27 protein-coding genes are annotated in these 25291 nt (G+C 43.3%); 16 read left to right on the forward strand and 11 right to left on the reverse strand.

The features are described from left to right. Nucleotides 1–81 precede the first annotated feature (81 nt). The 10 genes from RTR76_RS00895 to RTR76_RS00940 all read left to right on the forward strand — a co-directional run bounded on the left by RTR76_RS00895 (nucleotide 82) and on the right by RTR76_RS00940 (nucleotide 8743). Nucleotides 82–885: a hypothetical protein gene (locus RTR76_RS00895; RefSeq protein WP_312515524.1), complete on the forward strand. Its 804-nt coding sequence runs from the start codon at nucleotides 82–84 to the stop codon at nucleotides 883–885. 254 nt (nucleotides 886–1139) lie between these two features. Continuing rightward, entirely contained in the window at nucleotides 1140–1307 is a 168-nt protein-coding gene (locus tag RTR76_RS00900) for an aspartyl-phosphate phosphatase Spo0E family protein (protein WP_312515527.1), read from the forward strand. Nucleotides 1308–1418: 111 nt separating this feature from the next. Further along, a complete protein-coding gene (locus tag RTR76_RS00905) occupies nucleotides 1419–2183 on the forward strand; it encodes a hypothetical protein (RefSeq protein WP_312515530.1) in 765 nt (254 codons plus the stop codon). A 118-nt stretch (nucleotides 2184–2301) separates the two neighbouring features. Then, a complete protein-coding gene (locus RTR76_RS00910) occupies nucleotides 2302–2979 on the forward strand; it encodes a FadR/GntR family transcriptional regulator (protein ID WP_312515534.1) in 678 nt (225 codons plus the stop codon). 233 nt (nucleotides 2980–3212) lie between these two features. After that, a complete protein-coding gene (locus tag RTR76_RS00915) occupies nucleotides 3213–4229 on the forward strand; it encodes a zinc-binding alcohol dehydrogenase family protein (RefSeq protein ID WP_312515537.1) in 1017 nt (338 codons plus the stop codon). A 42-nt stretch (nucleotides 4230–4271) separates the two neighbouring features. Next, complete coding sequence (locus RTR76_RS00920) at nucleotides 4272–5303, forward strand: TRAP transporter substrate-binding protein (protein WP_312515540.1); 1032 nt, start codon at nucleotides 4272–4274, stop codon at nucleotides 5301–5303. A 56-nt stretch (nucleotides 5304–5359) separates the two neighbouring features. Then, the gene (locus RTR76_RS00925; protein WP_312515543.1) at nucleotides 5360–5917 is read left to right on the forward strand and encodes a TRAP transporter small permease; all 558 of its coding nucleotides are present in this window, start codon (nucleotides 5360–5362) and stop codon (nucleotides 5915–5917) included. Next, nucleotides 5917–7203 (forward strand): TRAP transporter large permease subunit, encoded by a 1287-nt coding sequence (locus RTR76_RS00930; RefSeq protein WP_312515546.1) that lies wholly within the window; start codon nucleotides 5917–5919, stop codon nucleotides 7201–7203. Before RTR76_RS00925 ends, RTR76_RS00930 begins: the two co-directional genes overlap by 1 nt. A gap of 39 nt (nucleotides 7204–7242) precedes the next feature. Next, nucleotides 7243–8283: a mannonate dehydratase gene (uxuA, locus tag RTR76_RS00935; RefSeq protein ID WP_312516163.1), complete on the forward strand. Its 1041-nt coding sequence runs from the start codon at nucleotides 7243–7245 to the stop codon at nucleotides 8281–8283. A 91-nt stretch (nucleotides 8284–8374) separates the two neighbouring features. After that, on the forward strand, nucleotides 8375–8743 hold the full coding sequence (locus RTR76_RS00940; protein ID WP_312515549.1) for a hypothetical protein: 369 nt from the start codon (nucleotides 8375–8377) through the stop codon (nucleotides 8741–8743). 65 nt (nucleotides 8744–8808) lie between these two features. On the opposite strand, the gene RTR76_RS00945 is transcribed toward RTR76_RS00940, so the two are convergent. Then, on the reverse strand, nucleotides 8809–9270 hold the full coding sequence (locus tag RTR76_RS00945; RefSeq protein WP_312515552.1) for a response regulator: 462 nt from the start codon (nucleotides 9268–9270) through the stop codon (nucleotides 8809–8811). Between the two features lie 146 nt (nucleotides 9271–9416). Between RTR76_RS00945 and RTR76_RS00950 the strand changes: the two genes are divergently transcribed. From RTR76_RS00950 to RTR76_RS00960, 3 genes are all read left to right on the forward strand, one after another. Then, nucleotides 9417–10292, forward strand: coding sequence for a LysR family transcriptional regulator (locus tag RTR76_RS00950; protein ID WP_312515555.1), 876 nt, complete (start codon nucleotides 9417–9419; stop codon nucleotides 10290–10292). A gap of 179 nt (nucleotides 10293–10471) precedes the next feature. Beyond that, the gene (locus tag RTR76_RS00955) at nucleotides 10472–11350 is read left to right on the forward strand and encodes a radical SAM/SPASM domain-containing protein (RefSeq protein ID WP_312515558.1); all 879 of its coding nucleotides are present in this window, start codon (nucleotides 10472–10474) and stop codon (nucleotides 11348–11350) included. Between the two features lie 33 nt (nucleotides 11351–11383). Continuing rightward, nucleotides 11384–12250, forward strand: a complete 867-nt coding sequence (locus RTR76_RS00960; RefSeq protein WP_312515561.1) for a PHP domain-containing protein — start codon at nucleotides 11384–11386, stop codon at nucleotides 12248–12250. A gap of 63 nt (nucleotides 12251–12313) precedes the next feature. Here the strand turns inward: RTR76_RS00960 and RTR76_RS00965 are convergent, their stop codons facing one another. The 3 genes from RTR76_RS00965 to RTR76_RS00975 form a co-directional block, all read right to left on the reverse strand. After that, complete coding sequence (locus tag RTR76_RS00965; RefSeq protein WP_312515563.1) at nucleotides 12314–12487, reverse strand: hypothetical protein; 174 nt, start codon at nucleotides 12485–12487, stop codon at nucleotides 12314–12316. 18 nt (nucleotides 12488–12505) lie between these two features. Continuing rightward, nucleotides 12506–12637 carry a hypothetical protein gene (locus tag RTR76_RS00970; RefSeq protein ID WP_312515565.1) on the reverse strand — a complete coding sequence of 44 codons (132 nt, stop codon included), beginning with the start codon at nucleotides 12635–12637 and terminating at the stop codon, nucleotides 12506–12508. Nucleotides 12638–13050: 413 nt separating this feature from the next. Next, a complete protein-coding gene (locus RTR76_RS00975) occupies nucleotides 13051–13638 on the reverse strand; it encodes a hypothetical protein (RefSeq protein ID WP_312515567.1) in 588 nt (195 codons plus the stop codon). A 169-nt stretch (nucleotides 13639–13807) separates the two neighbouring features. Here RTR76_RS00975 and RTR76_RS00980 point away from each other — a divergent pair, with 169 nt between their 5' ends. Beyond that, complete coding sequence (locus RTR76_RS00980) at nucleotides 13808–15766, forward strand: ABC transporter substrate-binding protein (protein WP_312515569.1); 1959 nt, start codon at nucleotides 13808–13810, stop codon at nucleotides 15764–15766. Between the two features lie 233 nt (nucleotides 15767–15999). After that, on the forward strand, nucleotides 16000–16575 hold the full coding sequence (locus RTR76_RS00985; RefSeq protein WP_312515571.1) for a carbonic anhydrase: 576 nt from the start codon (nucleotides 16000–16002) through the stop codon (nucleotides 16573–16575). Nucleotides 16576–16588: 13 nt separating this feature from the next. Here the strand turns inward: RTR76_RS00985 and RTR76_RS00990 are convergent, their stop codons facing one another. Further along, a complete protein-coding gene (locus RTR76_RS00990) occupies nucleotides 16589–16978 on the reverse strand; it encodes a hypothetical protein (RefSeq protein ID WP_312515574.1) in 390 nt (129 codons plus the stop codon). A gap of 91 nt (nucleotides 16979–17069) precedes the next feature. Between RTR76_RS00990 and RTR76_RS00995 the strand changes: the two genes are divergently transcribed. Next, nucleotides 17070–17459 carry a (deoxy)nucleoside triphosphate pyrophosphohydrolase gene (locus RTR76_RS00995; RefSeq protein WP_312515577.1) on the forward strand — a complete coding sequence of 130 codons (390 nt, stop codon included), beginning with the start codon at nucleotides 17070–17072 and terminating at the stop codon, nucleotides 17457–17459. A 55-nt stretch (nucleotides 17460–17514) separates the two neighbouring features. Here RTR76_RS00995 and RTR76_RS01000 read toward each other — a convergent pair whose 3' ends face one another. The 6 genes from RTR76_RS01000 to RTR76_RS01025 all read right to left on the reverse strand — a co-directional run bounded on the left by RTR76_RS01000 (nucleotide 17515) and on the right by RTR76_RS01025 (nucleotide 25004). Then, a complete protein-coding gene (locus RTR76_RS01000; protein WP_312515579.1) occupies nucleotides 17515–18120 on the reverse strand; it encodes a TetR/AcrR family transcriptional regulator in 606 nt (201 codons plus the stop codon). A gap of 110 nt (nucleotides 18121–18230) precedes the next feature. Then, nucleotides 18231–19286: an ABC transporter substrate-binding protein gene (locus RTR76_RS01005; protein WP_312515582.1), complete on the reverse strand. Its 1056-nt coding sequence runs from the start codon at nucleotides 19284–19286 to the stop codon at nucleotides 18231–18233. Between the two features lie 16 nt (nucleotides 19287–19302). Beyond that, nucleotides 19303–20079 (reverse strand): ABC transporter ATP-binding protein, encoded by a 777-nt coding sequence (locus RTR76_RS01010; protein WP_312515585.1) that lies wholly within the window; start codon nucleotides 20077–20079, stop codon nucleotides 19303–19305. A gap of 11 nt (nucleotides 20080–20090) precedes the next feature. Beyond that, nucleotides 20091–21182 carry an iron ABC transporter permease gene (locus RTR76_RS01015; protein WP_312515588.1) on the reverse strand — a complete coding sequence of 364 codons (1092 nt, stop codon included), beginning with the start codon at nucleotides 21180–21182 and terminating at the stop codon, nucleotides 20091–20093. 19 nt (nucleotides 21183–21201) lie between these two features. After that, a complete protein-coding gene (locus RTR76_RS01020; RefSeq protein ID WP_312515591.1) occupies nucleotides 21202–22929 on the reverse strand; it encodes an ABC transporter ATP-binding protein in 1728 nt (575 codons plus the stop codon). Nucleotides 22930–23075: 146 nt separating this feature from the next. Beyond that, nucleotides 23076–25004 (reverse strand): TonB-dependent receptor, encoded by a 1929-nt coding sequence (locus tag RTR76_RS01025; protein ID WP_312515593.1) that lies wholly within the window; start codon nucleotides 25002–25004, stop codon nucleotides 23076–23078. Nucleotides 25005–25291: the final 287 nt, after the last annotated feature.

A 25291-nucleotide genomic window follows, 5' to 3' on the forward strand; every position in this document is an offset into this window, starting at 1 on the left:
TTCTTTATCTGAGTACGATATGGAAGGTAATGGTAATTTGTTACCGAAGATAAAGAGTGAAGATATAAAGGAGGGGTTTTAGTGAAGAGTTTTTTGCTGAGAGTAATAACTGGAATGGTAGTTGCGGCCTTATTTTCTTTTTATCCTAATTCGAGTGTTAATGCAGCGTTAATTACCAAAACATTAGATGCCAATACCAGAATAACGCCGCCAGGGATTATCATGGCAACGCAGGGTGAAATACCAATGTTTAAAAAAGGAACTGTTGTTACGCTTGACGAGTATGGTAATGTGCTTGAAGGGATTTTGGCTGACACGATAAATTTGCCGTATGAATCTGGTACAGCTGCAGCTACTCTCAGAAAAACATCAGTAGCTCCGCCAATGATGTTTATCCCGTATTATGTGACCGATACGAAGCCTAAATATCGCCTTCTCACATTCAAAGAAGGCAACAAGGTTATATTCAATGCCAAGGGTGAGGTTACCAGGGGTACCATAACCAACACTAATGATAGTATTGAATTTAATTCAGTTAATCATATGCAAATAACAAGCGGTGAAATCAGTTTTCATGACAGCGGAATGGTGGCAACCTGTACGCTGGGTAAAAATACCTATCTACGCCCAGTCGGCTGGCAGCAGCTTTTAACTGCTAACTTTACCAATAATACAGCCTGTTCCGGTCTCGTTGAATTCAAAGGTAAGCAGCCGCTTGAGCTAAACGAGAAGGGGGAAGTTATGAAAGGTACATTAAATAACAAAGCCCAGCTGCTGGCAGCGGCGGATGGCAGTAGTACAAAGCTTTATGAAGCTGGTACTATAGTAGAATTCGACGAAAAGGGTGTTGTAATCAAGGCTGAAATGATGCCTAAACCAGAATAAGAAGACAAAATGCATAGTTTACGCAAAATGGTCTAGCTGTTCACGTTTAGTTGAACAGCTTTTTTATTTAGCTGTATTACAAACAGGGTGTAGAACCCAGGTTGCCTGCCAGCGTTAAGAAAAGTATAACGGCGGTGATTATCCACTGAGGATCTCGCCTATCTTATGGTAGGTGATTTTTAATAGACAGCTGATAATGTAATAGATGATAACCAATAATAAATGAAAGATATTCTTATGTTGGGGTGGTAAGCGTGGATCAGATTGAAGAATTGCGAGAAATTATTGAAAAGCTGCGTATGCGGCTGCATGAAACCTCCCATGGAAAATGCTTTCTCGATCCAGAGGTTGTCAAGGTAAGCCAGGAATTAAATGAAGTGCTTAATAGGTATGAGCTTCTGATTAAGCAAAAATGCAAATGAGTCCCTCATAGAGGGACTCATTTTTCTGTAACGTTTTGCCTTTTCATTCATATAATGGCATAAGGGTTTTAGACCGATAGATAACAGATCATACAGGGAGGGAGAGTATCAATGAGTATATTGACTACTTGTTCTTTACTGCCGATAAAGACAGATGACTGCCGTAAATACACTGGGATTGCCTTTGATGGGTGCTTCTTTTACTTAACCTCGCCCCAAAGCTGCTTAATTGATAAGTTGGATGCTTGTTTTGAGAGTGTAGAGACCATAGAAACTTGCCGGGGTTATACTTCGATTTGTTACGACGAGAGAGAACGGTGTTTTTGGGCAGTTTCTGCAGAAGAGGCTGGAAAAATTTTTAAATTGGATCGCTGCTTTTGTGAAGTTGGCTGCATCTACATAGAGGACCTGCCTGATAATTGTAGCAATGTAGTAAGTATAGCCTATGACTGTAAAAGAGATATTTTAGTTGTGGCATTTCCTAAAATGATTATTGAAATAACCAAAAAAGGCTGCGGTATACGCTTAATTGAGACACCCCGCAGAACGAGCACCCGCGCTGTATTAATGATCCCGCCTTATTATGTAGCCGCCTATAGGGGAAGATGCCATCAGTTTATTGGTATTTACGATTGTGACGGACAGGAGATTAAACGCTGCAAATTCCCGCGTAAATATATAATTGAGGGACTTGTGTTCTATTCCTGCTGGGACGAGGAAGAGGAGAATTACTATATTTATGCGTTGGCAGCCAAGCATTGCAGGTATCCGTATATTGTAAAGCTCAGACTCGATCTTTGTTATGCAGGTATGGAGTTAGAGGATTGCAGCAATAAACGGATAGTATGCGAGAGTGATCCTGAAGAGACGGAATGAAAGAGTTAAGTAGAAAAAAATGAGCCTTTCCGCAATTAACGGAGGGCTTTTTTGTTTTGAAGGAGGGATGTTATATGGTAATATTAAATGAATAATTTCTTAAAGGGAAGAATGGAAAATGAGAAGCATAAGCGATGAAATTTTTAAAAGCATAGAATTAAAGATCATTAATGGTGAATTAAAAGCCGGTGATAAATTGCCGTCCGAAAATGAGCTTTGTAAAATCTGGAATACCAGCAGGGTATCCGTACGACCAGCCCTGGAACGAATGATGGCCTTAGGTATTTTGAAGAAGGTTCGCGGCGGCGGAACCTATGTCAGTGCTTCTGATTCTCCCTATTCATTAAGCCCGCTGCTGGCTTTTGCTATATTCCGCGATGAAAGCATACGGGATATTCTCATATTTCGTAAAGTCATTGATGTAGGAATTGTAAAAGGTTGTGCTGCTAACCGGGATGATGATAATCTGAAACAATTGAAACTGTGCCTGGAAGAAATGGAGCACAGCCTGGCTTCAGAAGACCGGGTAAAGTTCAATGAGGCTGACCTCGAATTTCATATGGAAATAGCCAGAGGCAGTAAAAATCCTCTTAATGTAAAGGTTTATGAAATGCTGCGCCATATTATTAGAAAAAATCAAATCAATATAAATGTAATGCTAGGTATATCGAGCAGTATTAAAGAGCATCGCAATATTTACACGGCAATAGAAGAATGCAATCCTGAACTTGCTGCTCATTTTATGGAAAAGCATATTCAGCGAACCATAAACGAAATGGAATCGGTAACGTTATAATAATATATGTTATTTAAAATGGCAGCCTTTATTTGAGTATAGGGGGCTGCTATTTTTGATTTGATGCATAGATGTGTATTACAACTATTGTTTGTGGGAATTAAAACAATACTGTAAATTGTTAAAAAATTCACAACGTTTCCGTGTTGACTCATGGAAATATTTAAAATATAATAGACGCATAAACGTAGTTGTATTACAAGTTCGGCTTTTGGAAGGAGTTCGTAGCAAAAATGAAAGTGGTAAATCTGAATGAGCCCAATTCAATTTATGTGCAAGATGCACCTGCAGCCGTTAGAGAAAAAACTAATGATGTATTAATTAAGGTAAAAGCTTTGGGAATTTGCGGTTCTGATATCGGCGCATTTAAAGGAACAAATCCACTGGTATCCTATCCACGGATCATTGGTCATGAAATAGGCGGCGAAGTGGTGGAAGTCGGCGATAATGACCGGGATATCAAAGTTGGCGATAAAGTCATCGTTGAGCCCTATATTCCGTGCAATAATTGTTATCCATGCAGCTTAGGGAGAACCAACTGCTGTGTAGATTTAAAAGTGCTGGGCGTTCATATAGATGGTGGAATGACAGAATACTTCGCTCATCCGCTTCGACTGGTAAGCAAAGTACCTGCCGATATGGAATGGAAGCATGTCGCCATGATTGAGCCTTTAACAATTGCTTTGCATTCTATACATAGACCAAAAGTTAAAGCCGGTGAGCATGTTCTCATTATCGGCGCAGGACCGATCGGCTTATTGGCAGCACAGGTGGCGAATGTCTATGGTGCAACACCGATTGTAATGGACCTGGTTGATGAAAGACTGGATCTGGCCCAAAGTTTAGGCGTAAAATATACAATTAATATCACGAAAGAAGATGCTATATCCAAAATAAGCGCAATTACGAATGGCAGAATGGCTGAAGTTGTTATCGAGGCATCTGGTGCAAAGGCGGCAATACAAGGAGCAATTGAGTATGTGTCGTTTGCCGGCAGAATTGCGCTTGTAGGATGGCCCAATGCCGAGATTCCGCTGCCTACAGCTATGATAACCAAGAAAGAACTGGATATAGTTGGCTCCCGTACAAGTGCAGGGGAATTCGCAGAAGCAACGGAACTTATCTATCAAAAGAAGATTAATGTAGATGCACTGATCAGTCAGGTCGTTACGCTGGAGGAGGTTCCATCGGCTGTACAGCAGATTGCAAAACATCCTGACCAGTTTATGAAAGTAGTGGCAGTGCTATAAGGTAGTTTCCAATGTATCATACATATAAATAGGGGGAGAAAAATGAAAAAGCAGATTAAGGTAGCCCTGACATGTCTTCTCGCATCCTCAATCCTGATGGCCGGCTGCGGCGGCTCAAAGACTGGTACTAGCAGCACTCCAACGGAAGCCAAAACATATACAATTAAGGTGGCTAACTACTATGCGTCAGAGCATCCGCAGAATGTGGCCTTGCGGGAAAAGTTCAAACCGCTGGTGGAACAAAAGTCAAACGGAACCTTAAAAGTGGAAATCTTTGAGAACAATAAGCTTGGTGGCGAACAGCAATTCTACACGGGTGTTCGTAATGGTACGATTGAAATGGGTATTCCCGGTATGATCATGCAGGCCGATGTACCTAAGATGGGCGTTCCCGAGTGGCCTTTTTTGTTAAAGGATTTTAAACATGCCAAAGCGGTACTGAATGGTCCGATCGGCAAAGAGATGGGCGACGAACTGGAAAAGGCGCATGGTGTAAAAGTATTGGCCTGGTCAGTAAACGGGTTTAGAATGTTTTCAACAAGCCGTCCTGTTGCCAGCATGGAGGACTTCAAAGGATTACGCCTGAGAATGCCGAATACCCCGGTATTTGTAAAACTTGGACAATCTTTAGGAGCTAATGTATCCCCAATGCCGTTGTCTGAAGTATTTACCGCTCTGGAGCAAAAGGTAGTTGATGGTCAGGATAATCCGATCGGAGTTGTAAGATCGTCCGGTTTTTATGAAGTACAGTCCAATATTTTAGAATCACGCCACGGCTTTACACCGAATGTATTAATTGTCAGCAATAAGTTCTGGGAAAAGTTAACCGCTGATCAGAAGAAAGTAGTTGAGGAAGCAGCCAAAGCTTATGCTGACTACCAATGGGAACTGTCTGAGAAGAGCTATGAAGAAGACAAGAAGTTCCTTACCGACAAAGGTATGAAATTTATTACCCCTAATGAGCAGTTTAAACAGCAAATGGAAGCAGCCGTACAGCCTATCTATGAAGATTATTATGGCAAATATCCTTGGGCTAAAGATATGGTAGAAAAAATTAATAAACAGGCGAAATAAGTTAAAAATGTAGTGGGGTTCCCTAGAACTCCACTACATTTTCTGAAAGGGGCAGCATGGTGGGCAAGTTTGCGGAATTGACAACAAGGCTAATTAATTATCTTATAGCCGCTGCTTTGTCTTTAATGGCAATTTTTGTTTTCGGCAATGTAATTTTGCGGTATTTCTTTAACTCTGGTCTTACCTGGGCCGAAGAGGTTTCAAGGTTTCTGTTTATTTGGCTGATTTTTTTAGGAGCTATTCTGGCATTGCGCGACAATGAGCATTTGGGCGTTGACACTTTAGTAAGGAAACTGTCGCTAAAAGGTAAGAAGATCCTTTTTGTTATTAATAATGCTATTATACTAATTACCCTGTTACTGGTATTGGATGGCAGCTGGAAGCTGACCATGCTTAATATCGATCAGTCATCTCCGGCTATTGGACTTCCATATGCATATGTTTATGTATCGGGAGCGGTTATGAGCATTGGTATGATTGCCATTGTCATCGGAAAATTATATCGTGTCATAACCAATAAGCTTGATGAAAACGATTTGGTTATGACAACGGATTCAGAAGAAAAGGCTGATTTTGAGCAGGGCACAAGGTCAATCACGGGAGGCGAAAAATAGTGGAAGTAACTATTGTTTTTATTGCCTCACTCTTGATTGTCATGGCAATGGGCATTCCAATCGCACTGGCGCTGCTAATGAGTGGGATTGCGCTTATGCTTCAATTGGACATGTTTGATACGCAGATATTAGCCTCCAACCTTCTCGATGGTGCCGATAATTTTCCATTGATGGCTATTCCCTTTTTTATTCTTGCCGGCGAGCTGATGAACGCGGGGGGAATATCCAAGCGGATTATTGCTTTTGCAATGGCCCTGGTAGGACATATTCGCGGCGGATTTGGTTATGTTGCGATTATTGCCAGTGTTATTTTTGCCGGTTTGTCTGGTTCGGCTGTCGCCGATACAGCGGCCTTGGGAGCCATATTAATTCCGATGATGGCAGAAGCCGGTTATGACCGTGCCAAATCAGGGGCACTGATTGCCTCGGCCGGTATCATTGCCCCCATAATGCCGTTGAGTATTCCCATGATTGTGTTTGGTGTTACGGCTAATGTGTCGATTCCCAAATTATTTATGTCCGGTGTTGTACCGGGAATGCTGCTAGCTATCTTTCTGGCCGTTACCTGGGCCTGGATGGTTCGCAAAGAAAAGTTTGTGGTTCAGCGCCGCCAAACAGTCCAAGAATTATGGCAGGCGACAAAGGAAGCTGCGTGGGCTTTCGTACTCCCTGGAATTATTATTTTCGGACTTAGGGGTGGTGTTTTTACACCGACGGAAGCAGCGGCAATTGCCGCATGGTATGCCTTGTTCGTAGGGGTATTTATTTATAAGGAACTTAAAATCAGCGAGCTGCACAAAGTGCTGACAACTGCAGCGAAGACGACCAGTATTATTATGCTGCTGGCAGCTGCTGCAATGGTATCGTCGTGGCTGATTACAGTAGCCAACATTCCTGGAATGATAACAGCAATGCTGGCTGATTTTATGGATAACAAGATCCTGCTGATGTTCCTGATTAATATTATTGTTTTAATTGTTGGTACAGCAATGGATGTAATGCCGACCATCCTGATTTTGACCCCTGTGCTGATGCCGATTGTGCAGCAGGCTGGTATTGATCCGGTATACTTCGGTTTTATGTTCGTATTCAACAACTGTATTGGTTTGCTGACCCCGCCGGTGGGTACTGTGCTTAACGTAGCAGCCGGTGTCGGTAAAATCGCGATGGATGATATTATAAAAAGAGTGATGCCCTTTATGTGGGTCGAGATCATACTCCTGCTCCTGTTAACCTTATTCCCTGACTTGGTATTAGTGCCTTTAAAATGGCTGACCTTAAAATAAGGAATATAAAATAAAATTAGGAGTGATTTGCCTGTGAAAATGATCTTTAGATGGTACGGAGTCGATGACAAAATACCCTTGGAGTACATACGGCAAATTCCCGGAATGACGGGGGTGGTATCTGCAATCTATGATGTACCGGTCGGTGAGGTATGGCCGGTAGATAAAATCCTGGCGTTGAAGGAAAAAGTGGAAAGCCGGGGCCTTGAGCTGGAGGTCATTGAAAGCGTTCCTGTCCATGAAGATATTAAGCTGGGACTTCCGACACGCGATAAATATATTGCGAACTATTGCCGGACGCTTCGCAATCTGGCGCAGGCAGGTATTAAAGTAGTCTGTTACAACTTCATGCCAGTCTTTGATTGGACGAGGTCACAACTTGACTATGTGCTGCCTGATCAATCGACTGCACTTATTTATAATGCGGAAGTTGTGGCACAAATGAATCCTGCCACCGGAGATTTGAAGCTGCCCGGCTGGGACACCAGCTATACGCAGGAAGATATGAAGGCATTACTGGAGGCATACAAATCGGTCTCTGAAGAAACCTTATGGGAGAACCTGCATTACTTCCTGACAAGTGTTATTCAAACTGCCGAAGAGGTAAAAATCAAGATGGCTATTCATCCTGATGATCCACCTTGGTCCATATTCGGACTGCCCAGGATTATTACACACAAGGAAAACCTGGAGCGGTTTGTTAACCTCGTGGATAGTCCTTACAGCGGTCTTGCCTTGTGCTCCGGCTCGCTCGGTGTTTCTCCCGACAATAACATCCCTGCTCTAATCCGCCAATTTGGCAGCAAGGGCAAAATTCATTTTGCGCATGTACGTAATGTGAAGATTACCGGCAGAAAATGCTTCGAAGAGTCTGCCCATCTTAGTTCTGCAGGATCGCTGGATATGTACGAAATCATGAAAGCTTATCATGACGTTGGCTATACGGGCTATATGCGTCCTGATCATGGGAGAATGATTTGGGGTGAAACCGGTCGGCCCGGCTATGGACTTTATGATCGGGCCTTGGGCGTCGAGTATTTGCTGGGATTATGGGAAGCATTAGAAAAAAACAGAAAATAATAAGAGCTCCATTGCTTGCAAGAATCATAGCCCTAACGAATGATTCATATGGTATAGGGATACGTAAAATTGCAATTTGATGGAGTCAAATATGGCAGAATTATTTAAAGAAGATCCGGCAGAACAATTCAAGGAAGTTCCGTCAGAATCTATATTTTATGAAATTACTCCCGAGGAATCGTCGATACTTTTTTACTTTCTTGGACTGGTTATTTCTGAGAAATTAACGATTGATGAATTGAACCTGCTGGCTAATGGCTTATTTGAGACAGCCCAGGTCATGTTTATCATAGCTTCTCACAGGCAAATGCTGAATGATGCGCTGCAAGCTCAGCTAGATAAGAAAGATGAGGAAGCGGCAGCGGCCTCTGCTGAGAGCATGAAGCGGGAAGTGACCGAGCTCAAGCAGCAAATACGAAAACTGCAAAAACAAATTGATGAGTTGAAACTTTACAAGTAAAGCCTCTTGGTGTATTGCCAGGAGGCTTTACTTTTTGTTCGCGGCCATAGCGTAACGGTTTCGACTCAGTTGTCAGCTGGAGAGAAAAAGGTTTTTGTTTTATACCACTCATCAATTTGTTTTTGCAGTAGAATTCTCTCTTCTGTTAGCTGCATAAAAAATAATCGATAAGAGGCTAATGACGCTTTTAATCGCTCCGCGCTAAAAGGTTTAATAATATAATCCATAACTCCATACCGTAGAGCCAGGGTCAAAGATGTTCCGTCATTGACGGCAGTGGCCATTATAAAATCAATGGGTAATCCGCTGTTACGGGCAAAGGATATAATTTCAAGCCCGCTGAAATCAGGCAAATGGTTATCAATAATGACCAAATTTGGACGCTTATTAACTAGTAAATCAACAATTTTTTTTCGAGTTGCTGCTATCGAAACGACAGTAAAGCCTTCAACAGACTCAACTAGCTCTCTATGAATTTTAGCAATCACTGGATTGTCTTCTACAATAAGCACACTGATGGTATCCATATATTTTGCTCCTAAGACCAAGCCCTCGTTCTATACCTTGACGGTTAGCAGTGTCTTTAGGTATCATTATAGCAGTATCCAAACTATAAAAATAATACTAAAGAACTTTATCATATATAGGAAAAAATGATGGGAAGAGGATAGGTATGGATATTAAACAACTTAAATATTTTCGCAGTATTGTGCTAGCGGGTACGATTTCTGGAGCTGCAAAGCAGTTGTTTATGACTCAGCCCTCGTTAAGTCAACAACTTCATCTTCTTGAAAGTGAATTAGAAGTAAAATTAATAGACAGAGGCAATCGCAAAATTACTCTTACTGAGGCAGGGCAATTACTTAATATCCGCGCAGGACAAATACTTGAGCTGCTAAATACCACTGCTGCGGAAGTTAGGGAACTGCATAACGGCTATACAGGAACGTTATCTATAGGTACGATTACTTCATTCGGAGTGGCTATTTTGCCGGGGGTTATTCGAGAATTCCATGCAAAGTATCCCAATATTAAATTTCAGCTTTTAGAGGATACTACCCCTAAAATCTTAGATTTATTGAATAGCGGTTTAATTGAATTGGGAATCACAAGATCAGCATTTAATGAAGAGCTTTATCACGCGGTGGAGCTGCCTGCTGACCCGATGGTAATTGCCATGTCTAAAGAGTGGTTGAGTGGACAGCAATCACAATATATAACGATAGATGAACTTCGGGGAAGACCGTTATTATTACATCGAAGTAACGAAGCGATGATAATAGACTATTGTCATAAGATGGGATTTCAACCCGATATTGTCTGCAAAGGTGATGATGTTCGAACTTTAATTGTTCTTGCAAATGAGGGAATAGGATTGGCAATTGTTCCAAAGTCAGTGTTAGGTTTAGTCCCAAGTAACAATATTTCCTATAGAGAAATATTGGATGAGCCCTTGAAAATTAGAAAATCGGTAATATGGATGAAAAATAGGTATCTGTCCACTGCTGCCAAGCATTTTATCAACACCTTGCTTTTAGATTTAATGTAAAAAGCGAGGATAAGTGGTTGGAATAGCATTAGGTATAGTTTAGTCTTTCGCTTGTACTGGCGGAAGGCTTTTCTTTTAATTGAAGCTGTGGCTCTTGTTCGAGGGTGTAGATAGTGGTATTTTTAATAGTATGATAGGCAATATAAATAACATCATTCACAAGAACGGGAGCTACTGGTATGAAAAAATATAAAAAGGTATATATAGAAATAACAAATGCCTGTAATTTGCGATGTGATTTCTGTCCGGAAACGAAACGAACGGCGCAATTCATGTCAGAGGACGATTTTCAAAATATCGCTTCGCAGGTTAAACCATTTGCCGATTATATCTATCTCCATGTAAAAGGAGAGCCCCTATTACATCCAAACCTGGGGAGGATATTGGATATCAGTTTTGACAACGCCCTTAAAGTCAATATCACGACGAATGGCACTTTGATTGACAAGGCTGCAGATGTGTTGCTTGCAAAGCCGGCTGTACGACAAATTAATTTTTCTCTGCACAGCTTTGATGGTAACGAGAACAATCTTTTCAAAGACACCTATATTGACCGGATTCTCAGCTTTACCAATAGGGCTATTGCGGAGTCTGGTATTATCATTTCTTTGCGGCTGTGGAATTTAGAGGAAGCCTTATTAACGGAAGATCAACGCAAGCGAAATGCCGATATCCTGAATAGAATTGAAGATAACTTTAAGCTGTCCTATCAAATACGGGGGAACCTATCGCAGGATAAAGCCTTGAAAATAAGTGATCGAGTTTACTTAAACCAGGATTACGAATTTAAATGGCCTGATTTACAGCAAGCGGAGGATACTGCTCCCGGTACGTGCTATGGACTTAGACAGCAAATTGCAATTTTGGTGGATGGTACGGTAATTCCCTGCTGTCTTGATGGTGAAGGCGTGATTAACCTTGGCAGCATTCATCAGGAAAGCCTTGCTAAGATCCTTCAAGGTGCGAGAGCGGAGCGCATAAGACAAGGATTCTCCAGGCAGTATGTCGTGGAAGAATTATGCCGGAAATGCGGCTTTCGTAAACGGTTTACCAAATAAAGGCTGGCGAGAATGAGCGCAAAGGAGAGGAACATGACAGTCGATTTACATATACATACTGTGGCAAGCGGTGATGGTGAGTTTGCTCCAAGGGAGATTATCGAGCGTGCTAAGGAAGCAAAGCTTCATGCTATTGCTATAACCGATCACGATTCGGTAGCTAGCCTTGAAGAAGCGATTCACTGGGGTGAAAAAGCTGGTATCGAGGTCATACCTGGCTGTGAGTTTTCTGCTAGTTATAAAGATAAATGGTTTCACATATTGGGGTATTTTATTGATGATCGTCATCCGGGCATTCTGGAGTGGTGCCGTAGGATAGATAAGGCTCGCCAGGATAACGTAGATGCTCAGATTGCCAAGCTCCGTGAGGGCGGATTTTATCTAGATAAAGACAAAGTGTTGGAATTTGGCTCTCAGCCGATGCCAATTTGCTATGGCGGCGCTATTTTTGCAGATTCCCGCAATGATCATAACCAACTGCTGAAGCCATACCGGTTATTGGATAATCCTGTACTCAGATTCTGCTTAGACTGGATCGTTACCGGCCGTCCCTATAATTCTCCGCAATATATTCCCGGTGTGAATGAGGCAGTTGACTGTATTGTCCAGTGCGGCGGCGTACCTGTTCTGGCACATCCGGCTGCTACGCTTTCCCTAACTGATACGATACTGCTCAACGAACTGCTCGAACTTGGTATCGTAGGAGTGGAGGCTTTTACTACATGGCACACTAAGGAGCAAGAAGACTATTATTTTCAGTTCTGTCAGGAAAAAGGCATCCTTGCTACCAGCGGCAGTGACTTCCATGGCAAAAGTAAGCCCCATATTCGCATTGGTCAGGCAAGAAATAACAGTTATGATATAGTCCGGCGTTTAAAGGAATTAAGAAGCAGGCAGTGACAAAAGAAAAGCATTATGAAAGCAAAAAAGCCCGCTGCAAAGGGCTTTTTTGCTTTCATAATGCTACTGATTCTTAGCAGGAAGATTGGTCTTGCTTTCTAACGCTGCTTCCTTTTCCCGCAGGATATCCTGTAATTCTCCGCCAGTTATAGGATTTGTATAATTGGTCTGATACTTCGCGGTCTCTTTGTTAAACTCGGCATGAAGTATTGCACCGGTATCATTTGTTTCTGACAAAAGCTGCACCTCTCTTTTTTAACTGGGAAGCCAGTCATCACCTTCAAGGATATTCACTTTAGGCGGTTTCTGCTGGGTTTTATCTTCATCATTTTGGCTGGTAAGTAGTTCTTCTGCATATGAGGATGGATTACGAAGCTTATCGTCCATTTTATCACCCTCCTTTATTCTGTGCGAAAATAATTTCAAATAACCAAAATAGAAAAGCGAGAATTAATTGATAAAAAAACATTGACAATTACTCCCATTAGGTGTATATTTTAATTAGTAAATAACAATAAATATTAAATAGTAAAAATAATGGTTTTAGGGGATATGTGCTATGAACATTATCACTAATCAATAGCATTAAATAGTGGAGGGGGTGGGTCCAGTGTACAAAGAAGCTGATGAGCGTGAAATCAATCAGGTTCTGGCTTGCGAGTCACGTTGTGACAGTGAAGACACCAGTTGCCCAGAACACTGTGAATTGATTGAGAAGGTTGTTCCTTGAAAATAAAATGGATGTAAAAAGCTGCCTTTGATACCAAAGGCAGCTTTTTTATATTTATTCCATAGCAGAGCTAAAAGGAAAGTAAAATAAGCAATACAGCGGGAATAGAAATGGTAATCCCAAGTAAACGACTAAGCCAATAATCCGTAGTATCTTCATAAGTGACAGTTATCGGTATATTGGCCTGTTTGAAAAAATCTTCCCAGCATGCCATTGCATTTGTAATCAGCCGGGTTTGTTTGAGTATATATGTGAATTCATCATTGATTTTAATTTTCCAGCCATCAATAGTTTCGCTAAAAGCAATTTTACTAATTTCATTAATCGGAATGCTCTGGCGAGCGATTGCAGTTTGATTCTGAGCATCGGGAGTAATGATGGTTATTCTTTTTGTTTCCAGACAGGATGCAAAAGCAACATAATCTCCGGAGAAGCGAAGCTCCTGATAAGATATGGCAGCTTTGTTAAGCTCTTTTATCACTAATTCCTGAAATGGTCCATTTTCTTCAGGCTCTATATACGTTAATAGTAAGGGCAGCAAAGCAAAGATAAGTCCCGTCCATACATAAGCGGTGCTGTTATATGTAATCTGTCTGTAATAACAAAATAAAGCAAGTCCGATTTCTCCGGCCACAAGGCACAGAAATAGCAATCTCATGCTCATCCCCCTCTATTAATTCCAACTCCAATATAGTTATGGTTAAAGAGTAACTTTTATGTGTCTTTAAGGGAGTAAAATTGCCTTGGGTAATTCTGGAGGAGTAGGCAGGGCTGCAGGCGAATATAACATAAAAAGGATATAAAACAAAGAAATGAGTTGATTAGCAATGAACAGACTGAAGTGCTTACCGATAATTGTCTTCGTATGTATCACAATGTTAGTGGTTTCCGTCTGTAGTGCAGGCAAATCTACAGCAGCGGCTAAGGACCCGAAGAAAATTGTTACTGCTGCTTTTGCTAAATTAAATGCAGTGAACAACTATCACATGATGATGGAAAATAAGTATACCCTTGTTTATCAGGGAGAAAATTTTGGCCTTAGTGTCAAAAGTGAATCTGATGCACAGGCTAAGCCATTGTTAGTCAAGAATAATATGACGTTTACGATGGATAGTAAGTGGGAGAAGAAAGAACAGAAGACAGTTCAATACATAGAAGAGGACGAGGGAAAGATTGTTGCCTACTCGCTCCTTAATGATCATTGGACCAGGCAGGTCTTGGCCGAATTCAATCCACTGGCTGCATATGATGATTATTTTAAAGCAATAAAACATGTGGCCCTGTTACAAGAAACTCCTGAGGCAAGAGACTTTGAGGTCGTAATAGAGTCCAGTTATATGTCTAAAGAGATGGCCCGCATGATGAATGCGCTGGGAATGCAAAAGGTGCAGCTGCCTGAAGGCATTTTCAAGAACATTGGAGATCTTTCCTATACGGTTACAATTGATAAGAAGACAGATGCAATTACTCAGGTGAATATGGATTTATCGGGGATATTAGTTAACCTGGGGAAAAATATTGTTGGCTCACTAAATTTGCCGGAGGAAAAGAAATCCGTTATTAACGAAATGCTTTCTACCGTGAAGGCTTCTGCTTCGATTACTTTTTCACAAATCAATCAGATAGAGAACTTGCAAATTCCACCGGAAGTAAAGCAATCAGCGATCACGTTGCCTTCGATCCCAGCACTGCCAACTTCAGACTCCGGTGAAAATGCTGATTCAATTAAAATCGGGGCTAATCTTGAATTGACAGGCAGCGCTTCTCAATACGCCAATGAAACGCTTAACGGTATGCGGTTGGCTGTTAAAGAGGCAAATGATGAGGGCGGGGTATTAGACCGCAAAATTGAACTAGTTACGTCAGATAACGGATCAGAAGTAAGCGGCGCCGCTAATGTGATGGCAGCCTTTGTTACTGAAAAAAAAGTTGCAGCAGTGCTCGGTCCGGTAACCAATGCCAATATGAGAGCGGCAGCGGCAATAGCAGAGGACTCGGGGCTGCCGATTATCAGTTCTTCTGCAACGAACCCGGCAATTACTGCGGAGAATGGTCAGGTCAAAAAATATGTCTTCCGCAGCGCCTTTACCGATCCCTATCAGGGCAAAATGATGAGTAAGTTTGCTGCCGGTAAGCTGGGAGCAAGGACGGCGGCCATGCTGGTGGATAAAACCTCCGATTACTCAAAATATATTGCCGCAATTTTTAAAATGACGTTTACGGCCGACGGGGGTACCATTGTAGCGGAAGAAGGCTATTTACATAAGGATCGGGATTTTAGTGAGCAGCTGGCACGCATTCAACAGGCTGATCCTGATGTTATATTCATTCCCGGATATGTTGATGAAGTGGGCCCGCTGATCCATCAAGCGCGGGATATGTCAATCACTGCTCCCCTATTAGGAACAGATGACTGGGATTCGTCCAGATTAGTTGAATATGCCGGTGTAGAGGCATTAAATAATACGTTTTTTAGTAATCACTATTCCACGCAGCTGCAATCGTCGGTAAATCAGCGCTTTGTTGCTGCCTATAAAAAAGAGTTTAACAGCGAGCCGGATGTATTTAGTGCTTTGGGATATGAAGCAGCAACCATTCTGATCGCTGCGATCAAAAGTGCCGACAGTTCGGAACCGAACATGATCCGCTATGCTCTTGAGAGAACCAGGCTGGAAGGCGTTACTGGTCCGATTTACTTTAATCGCTATCATAATCCGATAAAGTCTATGGTAGTCATCGAAATGGTTAATGGCGAACAGGTGTTACTGGAGAGGGTAGACCCGTAAGCGCAGTTTCTTCCTAGTAAAATGGTTAGGCCCTATCAGCAGATAGGGCCTTTTGCATCCTATAATTAATAAACAAATGTATCTGGTGTATATATTCAGGTGTACTGATTGATAATAAAATGGCAGTATTTTTTTTATTTTAGAAGGAGTTAACACACTGCAGTGTCGAACAAGTTTATTCTGACCCAAGACCGCAAGGATTTGGTCAAGCCTACTATTAGACAGGGGACTACATGACTATTTTAGAACAAATGCTGTTAAAGAATAAATGTTTTGTTAATAGTACTGCATTAATTGATGAGCAGAGCAGTAACAATGTCGGCAAACTGCCAAAGCGAAAGCTAGCCGTATTTACCTGTATGGATACGAGATTGGTCGATTTTCTTGAGCCTGCCCTTGGCCTTAGACGCGAAGATGCTGTTGTAATAAAGAATGCCGGAAATTCGGTCACCGGTCCCTTTGAGGCAACCATTCGCAGCCTGGTTATTGCAATCTATGAACTGGGGGTACAGGAAATCATTGTGATTGGTCATGAGGATTGCGGTGTGGCCCATTCCAGCGCCGATACTGTAATCGATAAAATGCTGGCGAGGGGCATTTCTCCCGATGCAATTAAAATGATCAAAGATGAGCTGGCAGTTTGGCTGGATACGTTTCACCATCCCCATGACAATGTATGTCAGGTTGTCGCTAAGATAAGAAATAATCCTCTTATTCCAAAGGATGTGCCAATTCACGGATTAATGTTTGATCCCCACACCGGAGAGGTGTCGGTACTTGTTAGCGGCTATGGCAGCGAGACTGTGTAGCTGCTTTTTTTTTCTATTTTGCGCTGCTTTTCTTCGTCAGGAAAAACAATGGTTTTAAACACATTCTTATGATCTTGAGAAAACTCAGTGCTGCTCCAAGAAGGGCAAAAACGAGATAATAGCCGCCAGTGGTCATGTCATATTTGAACCATTCCTTCAAACCGTCAATGACGATATGATCTAGATTTAACAGTGTAAACAGGAAGGCGACAATAAGCCCGGAAATAAAACCACCAATCATGACCCGCGAGACACCGCCGATGACACCGAACAGGAAATAATACCCACTTTGACCAATATCCATTTTGATTAAGTCTTTTACTCCGGAGATTATGGTCTGATCAATATGAAAAAAGGTAAGAAGATAGGCAATCGCAACTCCAAGTACAAATCCTAGAACCATTCTGCATCATTCCTTTCATAACAGAGAAAATACTATTGAATACTATCTAAAGTGTACACCCAAAGGAAAAGGCACGGCAAGGAGAGATTTTATGATAGAGGTAACAGCAGCGTTAATTCGAAGGGCCGACAAAATACTGATTGCCCGTCGCCCCGGCCGTGATGAACTTGCTGGACTTTGGGAATTTCCCGGAGGGAAATTAGAAGAAGGTGAAAGCCCGGAAGAATGCCTGGCAAGAGAAATACTGGAAGAGCTGGCAATCACAATTTCCGTAGGTGAATTTTTTGCTGATTCGATTTATGAATATCCCAGTAAGGTAGTTCATTTAATGGCGTTTTGGGCTGTTTGGACTGAAGGGGAGATAAAGGCCTGCGCTCACGATGATGTAGTCTGGTCTTCGGCTGCAGAGTTGCGCGAATATACCTTTGCTCCGGCCGATCGACCGATTGTTACAAAATTGATTGAAAGTGCGGTAAAGTGAGTAAGGGCGATAATGTAAAAAGCCGATGTGAACGGAACGTTCACGTCGGCTTTGCTTATGCATGTTTTTGCATCTGTTCCTCTAAGTAAATACTGCCGGGCGGTGCGCCAAACAACGTTTCGATCAGGTGTCCGGCAATTTGAAGCTTGTTTTTTACCATCTCGGGGTTTGATTCATGACCGAATTCGTTGGGAGAACTGGCTTCCAGCAGAGAGGCCATAATGCCGGCAAAAAAAGAGAGCGTTTCCTCCATATGGGCCACCTTTGTTGTTCCTTCCCGGTTACCCTGCTCAAGCAGGCTTCTGAACACCGGGGCAGTAACAAGATGCATTTGCCGCCAGACTTTATTGATGAGTTCGCCTTGCTTCTCTTTATACAAGACTTTGGCAATCAGACTGGGCTCATCGTGATAGCAGAATCTATAGAAATGCTTAATTAAGAGCTGCAGCTTTTCTAAAACAGTACTACTCTGTTGATGAGAGACCTGTACTTCATGCAGCATGTTTTTAACATGACGGGCAAATATGGATTCAAGGATCGCTTCTTTTGAGGGGAAATAGTAGTAAAAAGTGCCTTGGGCAACATTTACTTTTCTTACAATATCCTGCACAGTAGTTTTCTCATAGCCTGCTGACAGGAATAATTCCAATGCGGTATCCATTAGTTCAGCCTGACGTACCTGTGGGTCCTTCGAGATTCTTGGAATAGGAAACACCTCTCTCGTTTTCTGACTGACGTCAGTTTAAATTGTAAAATAAAACAATTCTGTTGTCAACGGATTGGTCTTGCCGGTACCTGCATGTGCTCAGGATATAGCTGGCGAGCAATTTTTTCTATGGCATCAACGGTACGAATCCCACCGTTATTGACGGTGAAAAAGGGCATATTAATGATATGATTTTCCCGGATAGCCCGCATACTGGACAGTTCATCGAGCTGCTTTAGCTGGGCCGTTGCATCTTCATCACTCAGGTCTTCGGTACCGTTCTTACTGAACGATACATATAAAATGTAGTCGGGATCATAGGCCAGTACTTTTTCGGCACCGACGATGAAAGCAATATCGTCAGCCACAGGGATACCGCCAGCGGTTTTTATCATCAAGTTAATCACATAACTGCTGTCATAAAGCGAGAATTGGCCGTTTGACTGGTTTTGCAATACCATAACGGTCTTTTTGTGTTGAATAGGGGAGGTACGCTGTTCAATATAAGCAACCCGGTCCTGGTAATTCTTAATCAGGCCGGCTGCTTTATCACGGACACCGAAGATTTGACCCATATCATTCACAAGAGAATATACGGAGTCTTCAAGTGTGGGCTTCGTCTTGCTTAGGGAGCTAGGCATAATATAGGTGGCTATGTTTCGCTCCTGCCAGAACTGTACATTACTCAAAGCGCTTTCACTAAAATTATGGGACCAGCCAATAATCATATCAGGGTCCATTTCCAGCATTTCTTCCTGAGAGGGAACAAATTGGGCAGCCATAATCGTCAGCTTCGAATATCGTTCGGCTACTCTTTTGAGTGGAGGCCCATAAGGAGCCAGCGTTGCCAGAATGCGGTCTTCAAGACCTAATTCTAACAGAAGCTCAGTCGCGCCGGGATGTGTGATTGCCACACGAGTGGGAGAATGCCGGTACGTATAGTCCAGATGGTTTCCGGCAGCATCAAAATTGTGAATGGTGACCGGCGTATAGGCTGTGTTTGCAAGATCGGCGGGAGGTACAGCAGGAGACAGCGCTGCTGACGGGGCACAGCCTGCTGCAAGCAGGACAAATAGTAAAGTCAGACAGCTCAGGATTAGTTTTTTTGTACATGCAGGCATATATAGCTCCTTTGGGTTATGCATACCGGGTAGTAGGATAATAAATAATGGACAGGTAGCCGGTATTGGCATTTTCCTGAATGGTGCAATCAATTTCATAGACCTCACGGATTAGTTCAGGTGTGAGGATTTGCTTCGGCTTACCGCAGGCAATCACTTTGCCCTCTTTCATGACATATAGTTTGTCGCAGAACATCGCCGACAGACTGAGATCATGCAAGGCTGCCAGCACGCCGATGCCCAGCGATTTCACCAGTGATAGCAGTTCTAGCTGGTACTTAATATCCAGGTGATTTGTCGGTTCGTCGAGCACTAGGATTTTAGGTTGCTGTGTCAATGCTCTGGCCAGAATAACGCGCTGCTTTTCACCGCCCGAGAGGGTTAGAAAGTTGTGTTCGCTGTATTTTTCCATACCAACTTTGCGCAGTGCTTCCAGAGCAATCTGATAGTCCTCTTCAGTATCACCGCCCAGCGAGCGTTTGTGCGGAGACCGGCCCATCATGACCATCTCAAAAACGGTGAGATCAAAATTCAAATGGTTAAACTGCCCCACCACTCCCATCTGCTTGGCAGAATCGGCTAGTTTTATATTGCTAAGATCCTTACCACCTAAGAAAATAGCACCATGATCCGGTTTGATGACCCGGTAAACAGTGCGGAGCAGCGTTGACTTGCCGCTGCCGTTAGGGCCAATAATGCCTACGAATTCACCGTTTTTGGCATCAAGGGAAACGTTACTGATAATTTGCTTTTTGTATAAGGTTACGCTGATGTCACGTAAGGATAAATCCATGCTGATCCCTCCTATTTACCGGCAAAGCCGAGCGAATTTTTATATAGGATATACAGAAAAAATGGAGCGCCAATCATAGCAGTAATGATACCGATGGGAAGTTCTCCGCTTGGCAGAATAGAGCGGGCCAGCACATCCGCCCAAATCAGGAAGAGTATTCCGGTGAGTATTACCGAGGGGAGCAGGCGCCGGTGGTCAGAACCGACAAAGCCCCGCACAATGTGGGGAATGATTAATCCTACAAAGGCGATGACTCCGCAATTGGCAACAATCAGTCCTGTTACGAGAGCGGTCATGATGAGATTATTGCGGCGCACCTTTGCCAAGTCAATACCGAGCGTAATCGCCGCCTCTTCTCCCAGCAGCATGGTGTTCAGGTTACGGGATTGAGCGAGAAAGAACAGGCAGCCTGCCAGTACACCTGCAGCGGGCAGGGCCAGATTATGCCACTTGGCTGCAGCAAGCGAGCCCATAGTCCAAAAGGTTACCGTACGGATGCCTTCGGCATTGCCGGCAAGGTAGATGATACAATTGGAAAGAGCAATAAACAGGGCATTGGCAATTGTACCAGCTAAAATCATTTTAATAGTAGACATTTGACCGCCGATGGTGGAGAGCGCCATAACCAATACACAGGCGGTCAGAGCGCCGGCAAATGCCCAGAAGGCCACTCCCATTCCTCCGGCAGCTGCATGGATTAGAATGGCGAAAGTGGCGCCAAGGGAGGCACCGGCGGAAATACCGAGGATATATGGGTCTGCCAGAGGGTTCTGTACAGAGGATTGCATTGCCGTACCGCATACTGCCAGGCCTGCACCAACGATTGCTGCCATTAGTATCCGGGGAAAGCGAATCTTCCAAATAATATCCATATGGGCAGCAGAAATTTGGGAAATAGTTTCGCCCAAGTTTAGCTGGAATATTTTATATAGGAGAATTTGCAGGGCTTCCAATGGGGCGATTTTCACAGTTCCCAGACAAGCCGCCAGTACGATAGAAAGGAGCGCTGCTGTTCCCAGTGCTGCCAGAGAGAGGAGGAAGTTCCGTTTTTTCTGGATAACAGCGTCAGCAGTTCCCTTGGTTGCATTACGTAATTGCATCATGATCTGTAAAATCTCCCATTTAGTTTATCTGTGTGGCACATAGGCGTGCATAGAGTCCGCCCTTGGCTAGTAAGTCTTCGTGACGACCCTGTTCTGCCACTCCTGCGTTATCTAAGACGACAATCTTGTCAGCCCGGCGCACGGTAGAAAGGCGGTGAGCAATGACTACCAGTGTACGGTTACCGGCGAGCTCCTGTATCGCCTGCTGGATTTTTGTTTCTGCTTCCATATCGACGGAGGCGGTGGCCTCGTCAAAGATGAGAATAGGGGTATTTCTCAGCAAGGCCCGGGCAATTGCCAGACGCTGTTTTTGCCCTCCCGACAGTAGTACGCCTCTTTCACCAACCAGCGCATCGTAGCCTTGCGGAAGAGTGGTAATGAAATCATGAATATAGGCTTGTTTGGCGGCCTGGATAATTTCGTCCCGTTTGGCTGTTGGCTTGCCGTAGGCAATGTTATCGGCAATGGAGCCGTTGAACAAAAAAACATCCTGGGGAACAACGCTGATCTGGTTGCGCAGTGAGGTAAGTGAGATATCCCTTAGGTTAATTCCGTCTAGCGTAACATGGCCGGACAGCGGATCATAAAAGCGGGTAAGCAGTGCCGCCGTCGTCGTCTTGCCTACACCGGTGGGACCGACGATGGCTACCATGCTGCCGGCGGGAATAGCAAACGAGATATCCTCCAATACCGGTGTTTGCTGATCATAGTGAAAGGTGACGTTTTGAAAAACGAGGTGTCCTTGGGCAGAGTCGAGGGCAACGGCATCTGGTTTATCTTGAATATCCGGCTGGGCATCGAGCAGGGAAAATACCCGCTCCGCTCCAGCCACGGACTGGAGCAGGCTGTCAACAGAAGCCACCAGGGTAGTCAGTGGAGCGTAAAAGAGGCTGAGATACAGTAAGAAACGGACGATGTCACCGAGGCTGAGCAGTCCGTCAAGTGCCATTATGCCGCCAAAGCCGACAACAATGACGGTTCCCATGGCCAAAATACTTTCTACGGCGGGATGGTAAACGCCACCAAGCCAGACAACCTTCATGACGGCATCGCGCCACTGATAGGTCTGAGTGCTGAATAGCTGGGACGCACAGTCTTGTCGTCCGAAAAGCTGAATTTCTTTTAAGCCTGACAGATTATCCTGCAGCACAGCATTCATATCACCTAAACGGGCTTGGTGAATACCGTAGGCTGGATAGATTCGCCTGGCATAGTAGAGACTGAAAAGCAGAACAAACGGTACCGGGATAAAGGTAAGCAGCGCCAGCCAGGGGTTGATAAACAAAAGTAACACCGCAACGCCAATGACAATAAACAAGCTGCTTAACATATTAGGAATTGCATGGGCAATCAGCAATTCAAACTGAGCGGTGTCATTGACGACCTGGCTCATGAGCTGGCCTGTTTGTTTATCACTGTAAAAGCGCAGCGATAGGTTTTGCAGGTGATTATATAATTTGACCCGCATTTCGGCGACTATATTCCAGGCTGCATAATGAGCCCAGTAGTCGCTGGCCAGGCGAAAAATAGCCCGGATCATGTATGTACCCAGCAGCAGCAAGGCAAGGTGCTGCACTTTGGGGATATCGGCTTTACTAAAGTTGCTTGTCAGTAGATCAATCAACTGGCTGATTAAGGCGGGACCAAGCAGGTTGATTGCTGTATAAGCGACAATACCGGCGACAGCGCCGGCTAACTGCCAGTAGTATTTCTTAGCTTCATATAGTAAACGAAGGATACATCTCATAGTAGGGGTGTTCTCCTCTGAAGTTTTGCGAGTAATATATGATAATGAAACTCATTTTCATATATTACTATAACATAAGTAGCGATTTAGGTAAAAGCAGGGGAAAAGGAGATTGTCTTTTCGGCAATCTCCTTTGCTAACATGTATTACATTTTGTGTTCTACGCCCACATAGAAGCTGCGTGATGGCATCGGGTATTCACCGGGAGCACTTTGCCAGTAACCGCCAATTGTTTCATAGGCTTCATTAGTCAGGTTATTACCCTTGAGATAAATACGTGTATCAGCATTGATCTTGTAATTAACCATCATATCCAAAGTGGTGTAGGATTTGCTGGTGAAGCGGGCAAGATCCCGCCCGGTAACCCGCCGTACGGTAAGATTGGAATTCCATTTATCCTGGTCGTACTCTACATTAAGGCGATAGCCGTTTGGCTGGCTGTTACGATTAGCTACTGTTGCCTCTCTATTATTTTTATTTGTAGATTCAATTTTTACATATGAGTAACCGCCCGATATATTCCATTGAGGCGATAATTGTTTTGATAGGTTAATATCCAAGCCATTACGTTCTTCGTTATCGATATTAATATATTTTGTATACTCAGTGCCGATCCCGGTTCCATTCCAGTCTTTCCAATCCCAGTCAAGAGCATCTTTTATTTTGCTGTGGTAAGCACTGGCCTGCAGTTTGACTCCACTTCCTAACTCTGAGTTTATACCGACCATTGTCGTTTCTCCACTTTCGGGCTGCAGGTCAGGATTGCCTTTCATATATTCGGTATTGGTGTACATTTGAAAGATTGTTGGGTTTTTAACGTATTGACCCCAGGAGGCGTAAACATTGGTAGCAGAGTTAATCTCCCGATTGGCAGTTACCCGTGAAGTGAACTTACCGCCGAAGTGGCTGTGGTTGTCGTACCGCGTGCCTACCGAGAGGGTCCAAGAGTGCGGTAATGTCCAGCGGTCTTCAAGAAAGACTGCACTGGTTGTAACAGCTTTATTAATCGTTTGGTGGTCTTCTAACTTTTCCTGACGCCAGTCAACACCACTAACTAAGCTGTTATTCTCATTTACATTCCAGCTTTGCTGCCAATTTACGCCATTTGCAGTGAGATCGGAATTATCAACAAGTGAGCTATACGAGTCGGATTGGTATTCATTATGATAAAATCGGAATAAATCATTGGCACCACGATCTTTTCCCCATTGATAGGTAAGGGCAATATTGTTGCTTTTGGAGGTTGTATAGCCGTCTGGATGTTGAATTTGACCAGAGCTTTGTAGAATGCCACCAAATCCATATTCACCATTTGTGTGTTCAAACTGCATGGAGAGTGAGCGGTCGCTTGATAAGTCCTTGTCCAAGCGCATGGTTACTAATTCTTGATCAAAGTAGGTTTGATCAAGAGTTTTCACTTGACCTGTTTTTGGATCTTTATACTCGAGGTCGTCCTGTTTTTTCTTTTCAGCGGTAACCATATAGCTAATATCATCATTTTTCCCTTGTGTAGTAAAGCTGTAGCGGCGTGATCCCCAGCTGCCAAATTCGGTAGAAGCGGTAGTTTGTGTTGAAGTTGCTTTGCGGGTAATAATATTAATTACGCCGCCGACAGCTTCGCTGCCATATAAGGAGGAAGCAGGACCGCGGACAATTTCAATGCGTTCAATATTGTCTACGCCTACCAAATTAGGGTTAAAGCCGGCATGGTCATTCCCAGAGATGACCAGATGGCTCCAGCCCATTTTTCGTCCATCGACTAAGATAAGAACCCGGTCGTCCCCATTGAGGACAGGGACGGCAGCACTCCGGCTTTGCTCTAAGTGGATGTTGTTTTTCTTTAATATATCAGGGACGCTGGTATAGCCACCTTTTTCTATCTCGTCACGTGTAATAACAGTGACGTTGGCAGCTATTTCACTTTTCTTTACCGGAACCCGACTAGCGGTAACAACGTATTCATCTAACGAGAATTCCTGGCTGCTGGTTTCTTCAGCAGATGAGACTGACGGGAGACCAAATAAGATTGCGCTGCCTACTAGAGAGCATAAGACCTGTTTTTGAAGCTTATTCATGAGACATCTCCTTATAATTTTTTGTAGCAACAAGGCTACTAAATAAATAGTTGACTGATAACAGTCAGTAGATGATAATAAAAGTCCGATATGTATTCAGCATAAACTCTCCCATGCAGGATCATTGGAATGTAAAACGCTTATTGACTGACAACAGTCAATAAATAAAAAAATATGTACAGGAGTGAAAATCATTATCAATAAGAATTATAACTGCACTTTTTCGTTAGGTCAATATGGTAAGCAATAAAAAGAGAAAAATTTTAATTAAAAATAAGAGAAGCCCC

Source organism: Anaerospora sp., assembly GCF_032013335.1.
GTDB lineage: Bacteria > Bacillota > Negativicutes > Sporomusales > DSM-15969 > Anaerospora.